The sequence below is a fragment of the Tsukamurella sp. M9C genome (assembly GCF_020169415.1).
GTDB lineage: Bacteria > Actinomycetota > Actinomycetes > Mycobacteriales > Mycobacteriaceae > Tsukamurella.
Genome location: NZ_JAIULG010000081.1, coordinates 1 through 10,693 on the forward strand (window position 1 = coordinate 1; position 10,693 = coordinate 10,693).

General features: G+C 71.8%; 8 protein-coding genes. 6 read left to right on the forward strand and 2 right to left on the reverse strand.

Translation table 11 applies throughout. The features are described 5' to 3' along the window. Positions 1 to 28: 28 nt before the first annotated feature. Positions 29 to 511: a hypothetical protein gene (locus LB823_RS23075; RefSeq protein WP_224652019.1), complete on the reverse strand. Its 483-nt coding sequence runs from the start codon at positions 509 to 511 to the stop codon at positions 29 to 31. Positions 512 to 616: 105 nt separating this feature from the next. Here LB823_RS23075 and LB823_RS23080 point away from each other — a divergent pair, with 105 nt between their 5' ends. The 5 genes from LB823_RS23080 (at position 617) to LB823_RS23100 (ending at position 8,486) form a co-directional block, all read left to right on the forward strand. Then, on the forward strand, positions 617 to 1,396 hold the full coding sequence (locus LB823_RS23080) for an ABC transporter ATP-binding protein (RefSeq protein WP_224652021.1): 780 nt from the start codon (positions 617 to 619) through the stop codon (positions 1,394 to 1,396). Then, on the forward strand, positions 1,396 to 3,969 hold the full coding sequence (locus LB823_RS23085; protein ID WP_224652023.1) for an ABC transporter permease: 2,574 nt from the start codon (positions 1,396 to 1,398) through the stop codon (positions 3,967 to 3,969). The genes LB823_RS23080 and LB823_RS23085 overlap by 1 nt, the downstream gene beginning before the upstream one ends. Positions 3,970 to 4,044: 75 nt before the next feature. After that, positions 4,045 to 5,085, forward strand: a complete 1,041-nt coding sequence (locus LB823_RS23090; RefSeq protein ID WP_224652026.1) for an NAD(P)/FAD-dependent oxidoreductase — start codon at positions 4,045 to 4,047, stop codon at positions 5,083 to 5,085. Continuing rightward, positions 5,082 to 5,963 carry an RNA polymerase sigma-70 factor gene (locus tag LB823_RS23095; RefSeq protein ID WP_224652028.1) on the forward strand — a complete coding sequence of 294 codons (882 nt, stop codon included), beginning with the start codon at positions 5,082 to 5,084 and terminating at the stop codon, positions 5,961 to 5,963. The genes LB823_RS23090 and LB823_RS23095 overlap by 4 nt, the downstream gene beginning before the upstream one ends. 387 nt (positions 5,964 to 6,350) lie before the next feature. After that, positions 6,351 to 8,486: a magnesium transporter MgtE N-terminal domain-containing protein gene (locus LB823_RS23100; protein ID WP_224652030.1), complete on the forward strand. Its 2,136-nt coding sequence runs from the start codon at positions 6,351 to 6,353 to the stop codon at positions 8,484 to 8,486. Positions 8,487 to 8,556: 70 nt separating this feature from the next. Here LB823_RS23100 and LB823_RS23105 read toward each other — a convergent pair whose 3' ends face one another. Continuing rightward, positions 8,557 to 9,321: a class I SAM-dependent methyltransferase gene (locus tag LB823_RS23105; RefSeq protein WP_224652032.1), complete on the reverse strand. Its 765-nt coding sequence runs from the start codon at positions 9,319 to 9,321 to the stop codon at positions 8,557 to 8,559. Positions 9,322 to 9,346: 25 nt separating this feature from the next. On the opposite strand from LB823_RS23105, the gene LB823_RS23110 reads away from it, so the two are divergent. Beyond that, on the forward strand, positions 9,347 to 10,489 hold the full coding sequence (locus tag LB823_RS23110; RefSeq protein ID WP_224652034.1) for a glycosyltransferase family 4 protein: 1,143 nt from the start codon (positions 9,347 to 9,349) through the stop codon (positions 10,487 to 10,489). Positions 10,490 to 10,693 lie beyond the last annotated feature (204 nt).

Below are 10,693 nucleotides of genomic sequence, written 5' to 3' on the forward strand. Positions count from 1 at the left end.
CGGCGAGGGCGGTGGTGGGGCGCGGAGGTCAGCGGGCGAGGAGGGCGATCTCGCGGATCTCGGCGAGGTCCGGGCCGTACTCCGGGGAGGACCAGAACCGCAGCCGCCAGTGATCGGCGCCCTCGCCGGCGTGCCGCGCCGCGGCCTCGACCTCGTAGAAGCCGCGGGCCATGGGGAACTCCAGCACCTCGCCGGGGCCGTCCGCGGTGGGCGAGAACCACTCGACCGTGCCGGAGGTATCCACGCACAGCTGGGTGTGCAGGACCGTGTCCCACTCGCCGTCCGCCGGCGGCACGTCGTCCCAGTGCTCGAGCTCGACGGGCATCGCCGCCTGCGCCCGCGACGGGGACGCGAAGCCGGCGGTGGCGCGGTTGGTCGCGGCGCCGTGCACCGTGACGGCGGCCAGCAGGTCGGCGGGCACCCGGTGCCCGAAGCAGCTGCCGAAGAACTTGCCGTCGCGCAGGTCGAGCACGCCGGAGAGCTGCGTGAGGATCCGAGGTTCGAGGCGCATCGGTCCATCATGACGGATGCCGATGGGCCTCACCCCGCGGTGTCCGGTTCGAGTGGGGGATCGCCCCGATGTCGCAGGTGACGAGATTCTGGCATTCTCGGTGACATGTCACAGACTCCGTTCGCGCCGGCGACGCTGCCCACGCCCGAGACGGTGGCCGCGCGGGCCGTCGGCGTCACCAAGGTCTACGGCGAGGGCGACAATGTCGTGCACGCCCTCGCCGGGGTCTCGGTCGACTTCCGGGCGGGGGAGTTCACCGCCATCATGGGGCCGTCGGGCTCGGGCAAGTCGACGCTCATGCACTGCCTCGCGGGCCTCGACGCGGCGTCGGGCGGCTCGGTGCAGGTGGGCGGCACGGAGCTGACCTCGCTCAACGACAAGCAGATCACGCAGCTGCGGCGCGACCGGATCGGCTTCGTCTTCCAGAGCTTCAACCTGGTGCCCACGCTCACCGCCATCGAGAACATCACGCTGCCGCTGGACATCGCGGGCCGTAAGCCCGATCAGCAGTGGCTCGACGCGGTGATCGACCGCCTCGGGCTGCGGGACCGGCTGGGCCACCGCCCCACCGAGCTGTCCGGCGGCCAGCAGCAGCGCGTCGCGTGCGCCCGCGCGCTCGTGGGACGGCCCGAGATCATCTTCGGCGACGAGCCCACGGGCAACCTGGATTCGCGCTCCGGCGCCGAGGTGCTGTCCATCCTGCGCGCCGCCGTCGACGACTACCGGCAGACCGTCGTGATCGTCACGCACGACCCGCGCGCCGCGTCCTACGCCGACCGCGTGGTCTTCCTCGCCGACGGTCGCATCGTCGACGAGATGCGCAGCCCCACCGCGGAACGGGTGCTGGAGAAGATGATCCACCTCGACGAGCTCGTCGCCCGCTGATGGCCAACCCGATGCGCCGGGTGGCGCTGCGGAACCTCTTGGCGCACAAGGGGCGCCTCGTCCTGACCGTGCTCTCGGTGCTGCTCGGCACGTCGTTCATCGCCGGCTCCATGGTCTTCACCGGCACCCTGTCGAAGGCCTTCGACGGGATCTCCGACAAGATCGCCGTCGGCGTCGACGCCCGGATCTCGCCCGAGAACGCCCAGGGACAGGGCGGATTCGGCCCGTCGGGACCGGGCGTGCCTTTGTCCGTGGTGGACCAGGTCAAGACGGTGCCGGGCGTGCGCGTCGTGGTCCCCGCGGTCACCGGCACCATCGCCCTGCGCGACGGCAACGGCGACGTGGTCTCGCCCACCGGCGCGCCCCAGGTCGGCGGCGCCTACCTTCCGCCCGGGGAGAACCTCGACCCCGACGGCCTGAAGATCACCTCCGGCCGAGCACCGTCGGCCCCGAACGAGATGGTGCTCAACGAGTCCGCCTCCGAACGGCTGAAGCTGCCGGTGGGGTCGAAGACCACCATCGTGGCGCCGCACTCGCCCGGCCCGACCGACGTCACGGTCGTCGGGCTGTACACGATCTCCACGGACTCCGGTGGCTACCTCGGCGCGCTGTTCGCGAAGGACGAGGCGCAGAAGCTGTTCGGCGACGGCGCGACCGCGCCGTACATCGAGGTGGGCGCCGCCCAGGGCACCTCACCCGAGCAGCTGCGCGACGCGCTCGCCCAGCGCCTGCCCGACCTGAACGTGCAGACCGGCGCGCAGGTGCGGCAGGAGTTCGAGGACACGATCAACCAGGGGCTGAGCTTCCTCAACTACTTCCTGGTGGCGTTCGGCCTCATCGGGCTCCTCGTCGGCGTTTTCATCATCTACAACACCTTCTCGATGCTCGTCGCGCAGCGGCTGTCCGAGCTCGCCCTGCTTCGCGCCATCGGCGCCGGCCGGGAGCAGGTGCGCAACTCGGTCGTGCTGGAGGCGCTCGTCGTGGGCGTGGTCGGCAGCGCGCTGGGGCTCGCCGTCGGCATCGGCCTCGCGGTGCTGCTGCGCGCCGGCGTCACCGCCGCGGGCGCGGGATTCCCCGACGGCGGCCTCGCCGTCAGCCCGTCGGTGGTGATCACGGTGATGGTGGTCGGCACCGTCGTCACGGTGATCTCCGCGCTGATCCCCGCCGTGCGGGCATCCCGGGTGCCGCCCGTCGCCGCGATGCGCGCGCAGGACGGCGGCTCGCCGCAGTCGCTGCTCGTGCGCGGGGCGGTCGGCGCGGCGCTGCTGCTGTGCTCCCTGGCGCTGCTCTTCGTGGCGACCACCGAGGTCGGTTCGACGGCCGCGATCGAGGTCGGCATCGCCGGCTTCGGCCTGATCCTCGCCATCGTCATCGGCGGGCCCGCCCTCGTCGGGCCGCTGCTCGGCGGCATCGGCAAGGTCATCGCCGCGCCCTTCGGCCCGGCGGGCCGGCTGGGCCGCACCAACGTGATGCGGAATCCGCAGCGCACCACCGCCACCGCGTTCGCGCTGGTGATCGGCGTGGCGCTGGTCGGCGTCATCGGCACGCTCGGCGCGTCCATGCAGAAGTCGATCGACGCCCAGGTCGACCAGGGCATCCGCTCCGACCTCATGCTGCAGGCCCCGTCGCTCGGCATGCCGCCCGCCGCGCTCACCGCCATCAAGGACGTGCCCGGCGTCGGCGCGAAGACCATCCTCTACGGCGTGCCCGTGCGACTCGGGGGCGATCGGCTCAGCGCGCTCGGGATCGACGGTGACATCACCACCGCCTTCAACCTCACCCGGACCTCGGGCGAGCTGGCGCTGAAGCCGGGCGGGCTGCTCGTGGACGACCGCACCGCGCGCGAGCGCGGCTGGGACGTGGGCTCGGTCGTCGAGCCGATGTCGGCCGTCGGCGCCGCGAAGGCGAAGCTCACGGTGACCGGGATCTACGCCGGCACCGGCGGTTCCCTGTCCGGCCCCGTGATCACCGCGGCCGACATGAACACCCTCTACCCGCCCGCGAGCGGCGCATCGACGCCGCTCGTCACGCCGCAGTCGGTGTTCGTCGACGCCGCCGAGGGCACGTCGGTGAGCGACCTCAAGGAGCGGCTGCGGGAGGCCGTGAAGCCGCTGCTGGTGGTCAACGTCGACGACCAGGACGACCTCAAGGAGCAGGCGGGACAGGCGATCACGGCGCTCATGGGCGTGCTGTACGGGCTGCTCGGTCTCGCGGTGGTGATCGCGATCCTCGGCATCGTCAACACCCTCGCGCTGTCGGTGGTGGAGCGGCGCCGCGAGATCGGCATGCTGCGTGCGATCGGCCTCATCCGGTCGCAGGTGCGCCGCTCGATCTACCTGGAGTCCATGCTCATCGCCGTCTTCGGCGCCGCGCTCGGCCTGGTGCTCGGCGTGCTGCTGGGCGTCTCGCTCGTGCACGCGCTGCGCGACGAGGGCCTCGGCTCCGTGGTGGTGCCCTGGTCCACCGTGATCGTGATGCTGGTGGCGTCCGCGTTCGTCGGCGTCGGCGCGGCGATCCTGCCCGCCATCCGTGCCGCGCGTACACCGCCGTTGGCCGCCATCGCGGAGGGCTGAGGCGGCGGCTGTCACAGATCGCGCGCGGCCGGTGTCCCATGTGCGGAAGACTCGAATTCGCATGAGGAGGCAATCATGAAGGTCGTCGTGATCGGCGCGGGCTACGCCGGAACCATCGCCGCGAACCGGCTGGTGAAGAAGGCGGACGCGGACGTGACCGTCGTCAACCCGCGGCCCGGGTTCGTCGAGCGGGTGCGGCTGCACGAGCACATCGCGGGCAGCGGCTCCGCGGTCACTCCGCTCACCGAGATGCTGGACCCGCGGATCCGGCTGGTCGTGGGCACCGTCGACAAAATCGGCGACGGCACGCTGCTGCTCGCCGACGGGACGTCCCTGCCCTTCGACCGCGCGATCTACGCCGCGGGCGGGGCGCCGACGGCACCGTCGGGCACCCACGTGGTGGGCACGCTCGAAACCGCGGAGGAGGCGCACCGCGCGCTCGCCGCCCTGTCCGACGGGGCCGCCGTCACCGTCGTCGGCGGGGGCCTCACCGGCATCGAGACCGCGGCCGAGGTGGCCGAGGCCCGCCCGGCGCTGCGGGTGCGGCTGCTCAGCGAGGGCGAGGTCGGGGCGTCGCTCGGGCCCGGCGCCCGGGCCCGGGTCCGCCGCGAGCTGGACCGGCTCGGCGTCGCGGTGGAGCGCGGGCGGTACGACGGTGCCGGCGACGCCGACCTGGTGCTGTGGGCCGTCGCGACGCAGGTCAGCGACCTGGCTGCGCGCAGCGGCCTGGAGGTGGACGACGCCGGCCGGATGGTCGTGGACGAGTTCCTGCGGAGCGTCTCGGACCCGCGGATCGTCGCGGTGGGCGACGGCGCTGCCGTCCCCGGTGCGCGGCTGAGCTGCCAGACCGCGCTGCCCCAGGGCGCGCACGGCGCGGACAACCTCGCGCGGGAGCTGGCGGGGAAGCAGGCGAAGGCGTTCTCGATGGGCTACACCGGCCAGAACGTCTCGATCGGCCGGCGCAGCGCGGTGATCCAGGCAGCACGCCGCGACGACACGCCGACCCGCATCCAGTTCGGGGGCCGGTCCGCCGCGCTGGTCAAGGAGCAGGTCTGCCGCATGGCCAAGGGGGCGGCGAAGACGGCGCGCTACGCCTGGCTGCCGGCGCCGCGATGAGCCCGGCGACGTCGGCCGAGGACCTGTTCGCCGAGCACCGCCCGCTGCTGTTCTCCGTGGCGTACGAGATCCTGGGCAGCGTCGCGGATGCCGAGGACGTGCTGCAGGAGAGCTACCTGCGCTGGCGGGATGTGGACCTCGGGTCGGTCGGGAATCCGCGGGCGTACCTGGCGCGGATCGTGACCCGGCAGGCGCTCAACGCGTTGCGCACCGCGTCGCGGCGGCGCGAGGAGTACGTCGGGCCGTGGCTGCCGGAGCCGTTGGCGGCACCGTCGGGCGACGGGCCGGCCGAGCACGTGCTCACCGGCGAGGCGGTGACCACCGCGATGCTGCTGGTCCTGGAATCGCTGACGCCCACGGAACGCGCGGTCTTCGTGCTGCGCGAGGTCTTCGACTTCGGCTACCCCGAGATCGCCGCGGCGGTGGGCAAGAGCGAGGCGACGGTGCGGCAGACCGCGCACCGCGCCCGCGGGCACGTGCGGGCGCGGCGGCCGCGCGAGGTCGTGGACCCCGTCGCCGCGCAGGGCGTCGCCGAGCGGTTCGTCCTCGCGGCGGCGACCGGCGACGTGCAGGCGCTCATGGACGTCCTCGCGCCCGACGTGGTCTACCTCGGCGACGGTGGAGGCGTCGTCTCGGCCGCGCGGCGGCCGGTGCAGGGCGCGGATCGCGTGGCCCGGTTCGTCGCGGGTCTGTTCCGCAAGAGCGCGACGATGGGCGAGCTCGGGCTGCGCTTCGCCGTCTACAACGGCATGCCCGCGATGGTCGTGACGTTCGACGGGGTGGTCGACCAGGTCACGTGCATCGAGGTCGGCGGTGCGGAGGTCACGGGTGTGTACTCGGTGCGGAATCCGGACAAGTTGCACCGAGTCATCGGATGACTGGCTTTCAGGGCGTCGAGCTGTGGATCTGCACCCAAAGGTATGGAACGGTTCATTAACTTCGCGATTCGGTAGCGCTCCGGAGGGGCAACCAGGGCGGAAAGTGCTGCTAACGAATTGTGAAAGTGCAAAGATAAGACTGACGCGCAACTCAGCTACTCAGCTCTGACCTGCGCGTATCGCGCACTCGCAAGCAAAGATCACGAAATGGTAACGGTTGCATTTCGAAAAGGATTTGCTACTGCCGGGTAGCGAATCCTGTGATTAATCTTCGCGGTGATCGAGCGCACTCACAGCTTCTCTTGTGACGACACACACGCTCAATCATCCGATCGCCGCCATCCGCAGGGCGTGCTGATCGTCACGTGAAGACATCAGGAGAGACCCATGCGTGCTGCCACCCTGCCCACGAACGCCGACCTCGGCCGACGCACCACGTTCAGCTGGAGCCGCACGGGGGTGATCACCCAGGCGATGGCGGCCACCGTCCTCACCGGATCGTTGACCCTCGCCGCGCTGCCGCCGTCGAGCCTCACGGTGCCGACGCCGGCGCAGGTGCTCGCCGTGCCGGCCGCCGCCGCGCCGCTGCGCATCGAGGTCAACACCGTCGGCCTGATCGACCTGCTGCCCGACGCGCTGCTCGTCGCCGAGCTCTCCAGCGCGAATCCCGACAAGTTGGCCCGCGTCCTGGCCCAGGTCCCGCCGGACAAGGTCGCCGCGATCATGGAGAAGATCCCGGCCGACAAGACCGCGAAGATCCTCGAGGCGATGCCGCCCGAGAGCGTGGTCGCCATCATGAACGCGCTCGACGAGAGCAAGCTGACCGCCATCGTCAACGGCCTGCCGCAGAACAAGCTCAACACGATCGTCGCCGGGCTCTCCCAGGAGAAGCTCAACGCCGTGGTCAAGAGCATCCCCGAGGCCAAGCTCATCGAGGTCGTCAAGAGCCTCGACGACAAGACCCTCGGCAAGATCGTCGGCGCGCTGCCGACCGATCGCCTCGTGACCATCGTCTCCGGCCTGGACCAGCAGAAGCTCAAGGACCTGGTCGGCGGCATTCCCACCGATGTCCTCGGCCCCGTCGTCGGCAGCCTGCCCAATGACAAGCTCGCCGCGCTCGTGGCGCAGATCCCCGTCGACAAGCTCGGCGCGGTGGTCGCGACCCTGCCTCCCGCCACGATCGCCAAGCTGGTCGAGGGCCTGCCGACATCCGTGCTCACCGAGGTGATCGGCACCGTCGACCCCGCGAAGATCGGCCCCGCGGTCGCGGCGCTGCCCACCGACAAGCTCAGCGCCCTCGTCGGCTACATCCCCACGGACAAGCTGGCCGCCGTGGTCTCCGGCTTCGACGAGAAGAAGCTCGGCGACATCGTCGGCCTCATCCCGGTCGAGAAGCTCGGCCCCGTGGTCGCCGGTCTGCCCGCCGACAAGCTCACCGCGCTGGTCAAGCAGATCCCCACCGAGAAGCTCATCACCGTGGTCTCGGGCCTCGACGACAAGGTCCTGGCCGACCTCGTGAACGGGATCCCGGTCGAGAAGCTCGGCCCCATCGTCGCGGGCCTGCCCACCGAGAAGCTCATTCAGCTCGTCGGTTCCATCCCCACCGACAAGCTCAAGGACATCGTCGGCGGGCTGCCCGACGACAAGCTGCTCGGCATCATGGACGGCCAGCTCATCGGCCGTGTCGTCTCGCTGGTCGTCGCGAGCCTCGGCACCCCGGGCGGCATCGCGAAACTCCCCGAGCTGCTGACGGGCGTGGTCGGTGGCGCGGTCGCCGGTGGCGCCCAGCTCATTCCGAACCTCGTCGCGAACATTCCGCTGGTCGGCCCGATCGTCGCCGGCCCGATCGAGTTCGTGGCGAACAACGTCGTGGTGCCCGCGGTGAACCTCGGCCTCAGCCTGCTGCAGCCGGTCTTCTCGCTGATCTCGACCGTGATCTCCCTGCCGGTGTCGCTGGCGACCTCCGTCATCAACGGCGGGGGACTGACGAACCTGTTCGGCGAGGTGACGAAGGGGCTCGCCGGCCTCGGCGGCGCGACCAAGGACCTCACCGGACTGGCGCAGGGCACGTCGGCGCTCGCCGGGGCGGACGCCAGCGGTGCCCGGACGCAGTCGGCCCTGTCGTCGCTGTTCTCGGCGCCGAACGGCACGGAGACGGAGGACGCCGCGGCGGGCGACTACGTCGGCAAGCACCGGGTCGCGGAGACGGAGGGCGCCGAGCCGACGACGACGGTCGACGCTCCGACCACCGCGGTCGAGCCGACGAAGACGGTCGAGCCGACGAAGACGGTCGAGCCGACGACGGTGGAGCCGACGAAGACTGCCGACCCGACGACGGTCGAGCCGACGGGCACCGTCACCCCCGAGACGGACGAGCAGGCGCCCGCCGACGAGACCTCGGAGGCGCAGACGCCCGCTGCGGACTCGACCGAGAAGCCCGCAGCGGACTCGACCGAGACGCCGGCTGCCGACGCGGGCTCGGACGCCGACGACGCTCCGACGGTCGCGGACTCCGCGGCCTGATCGACCCACCCTCCGGCCCCCTCCGCGGTCCGCGGAGGGGGCCGGAGCCGTGTGCGGCACCGTCGGGCGGCTAGCGCTTGCGGAATACCAGCACCAGGTTGGAGACGAGCAGCTCCCGCAGGCCCGGCACGCGGACCAGCCACCACGCCCACGCCGGGTGGTAGCGCGGGAACGCGGCCACGAGCTCCGCGTTCTCGACGGTGGCCGCCCACCGCAGTCCGTCCGCGGCGCCGACCTTGAACAGCGACGTGCCGTAGAGGTTCTTCGGCGGATGCCCGTGCTTGCGCGTGTACATCCGAGCGGCGCGCTCGCCGCCGAGATAGTGCGTCTGCCCCATCTCGTGGCCGCCGAACGGGCCGTACCAGAGCGTGTAGCTCAGGATCACCATGCCGCCGGGCCGGGTGACGCGCAGCATCTCGTCGCCCATAGTGCGCCAGTCGCGCACGTGCTCGGCGACGTTGGACGAGAGGCAGACGTCGACGGCACCGTCGGCGATGGGGAGCGCGAGGCCCGAGCCCCGCAGGCCCCGCGAGGACGTGATGCCGGCGGCGTGCGCCTCCGACGGATCGGGCTCGACGGGGATGTAGACCGCGCCATGTTCGGCGAAGGCGTCCTCGAAGTAGCCGGGCCCGCCGCCCACGTCGAGGACGAGGGCGCCGTCGAGATCCCCGAACAGGTCGCCGGTCAGCTCGACGGTGTCGCGCGCGAGCGAGCCGTAGAACCGGGCCGGCTCGGACTGCTCGAACCGGAAGTCGGACAGCAGCCCCACCGACCGGCGCAGCGTGGCGCGGCGGCGGAGGCGTTCGGTGGCCTTCTTCCAGGTCGCGGGGTACACGCAGACGGACGGTACCCTAGGAACCGTGCGTGAAGTCCTCCTGCTGTGTTGGCGTGACACCCGCCACCCGCAGGGCGGCGGCAGCGAGTTGTACCTCGAGCGCGTGGGCGAGGAGCTGGCCGCCCGCGGCGTGCGGGTCACACTGCGGACCGCGATGTACCCCGGCGCGGCGCGGTCCGAGACGGTGCGCGGCGTGCGCATCTCCCGCGGCGGCGGCCGCTTCACCGTGTATCCGCTGGCGTTGCTGGCGATCGTTGCGGCGCGGTTCGGCCGCGGCCCGCTGCGCGGCATCCGCCCGGACGCGGTGATCGACACGCAGAACGGCATCCCCTTCTTCGCGCGGCTCGTCGCCGGCGTGCCCGTCACCGTGCTCGTGCATCACTGCCACCGCGAGCAGTGGCCCGTCGCGGGCCGGCTCGTGGCGCGGATCGGCTGGTTCATCGAGTCGCGGCTCTCGCCGTGGCTGCACCGGCGCTCGCAGTACCTCACCGTCTCGCTGCCGTCGGCCGAGGAGCTGGCGCTGCTCGGCGTCGGCCCGGAGCGGGTGGCCGTGGTGCGCAACGGGATCGACTCCGTGGCACCCGGGATCGCGGACGTTCGGTCCGCGTCGCCGCGGATGGTCGTGCTCTCGCGGCTCGTGCCGCACAAGCAGATCGAGGACGCCCTCGACGTGCTCGCCCGGCTGCGGCGCCGCGTCCCCGACCTGCACCTCGACGTCATCGGCAGCGGCTGGTGGGACTCCGAGCTGTACGCGCACGCCGCGAAGCTCGGTGTCCTCGACCGCGTGACCTTCCACGGCCACGTCACCGAGCAGCGCAAGCATCGGCTGCTCTCGCGGGCGTGGGTGCACGTCATGCCGTCGCGCAAGGAGGGCTGGGGCATCACGGTGATCGAGGCGGCCCAGCACGCGGTGCCGACCGTCGGGTACGTCTCGTCGCGCGGGCTCACGGACTCCGTCGTCGACGGTGCCACCGGCCTGCTGGTCCGCGACCTCGCCGGACTCACCGAATCGGTGTACACGCTGCTGAGTGACGCTCTGCTGCGAGAGGAGCTCGGCGCGAAGGCGCAGGAGCGGGCGGGGGAGTTCTCCTGGCCCGCCACCGCCGACGGCGTCTCCCGCGTGTTGTCCGCGTCCGTCGCGGGGGAGCGCGTCGGCGGGTTGGTCTGATTCGGCGGGGTGACCTGGCTCGGATGCGGGCATGTGGTGCTCCACGAAAGTGATGCGTGCGGTGCATCACCGTGTCTACGCAGGTCGCGGCTTCTAGTGGGGGAGCGAATGTCGCACGAGGGTCACTCGGTCCCTCGCGGCGAGCACGGCCTCTGGTGGGGGTTCGAACGTGGGGCGGGCGGATCGGCGTCGCGCGGGGGACGA

What these genes read in the sequence shown, in the direction of transcription:
- LB823_RS23075 (WP_224652019.1), bottom strand. Translation starts at nt 511, where the DNA reads ATGCGCCTCGAACCTCGGATCCTCACGCAGCTCTCCGGCGTGCTCGAC.
- LB823_RS23085 (WP_224652023.1), top strand. Translation starts at nt 1,396, where the DNA reads ATGGCCAACCCGATGCGCCGGGTGGCGCTGCGGAACCTCTTGGCGCAC.
- LB823_RS23090 (WP_224652026.1), top strand. Translation starts at nt 4,045, where the DNA reads ATGAAGGTCGTCGTGATCGGCGCGGGCTACGCCGGAACCATCGCCGCG.
- LB823_RS23100 (WP_224652030.1), top strand. Translation starts at nt 6,351, where the DNA reads ATGCGTGCTGCCACCCTGCCCACGAACGCCGACCTCGGCCGACGCACC.
- LB823_RS23080 (WP_224652021.1), top strand. Translation starts at nt 617, where the DNA reads ATGTCACAGACTCCGTTCGCGCCGGCGACGCTGCCCACGCCCGAGACG.
- LB823_RS23095 (WP_224652028.1), top strand. Translation starts at nt 5,082, where the DNA reads ATGAGCCCGGCGACGTCGGCCGAGGACCTGTTCGCCGAGCACCGCCCG.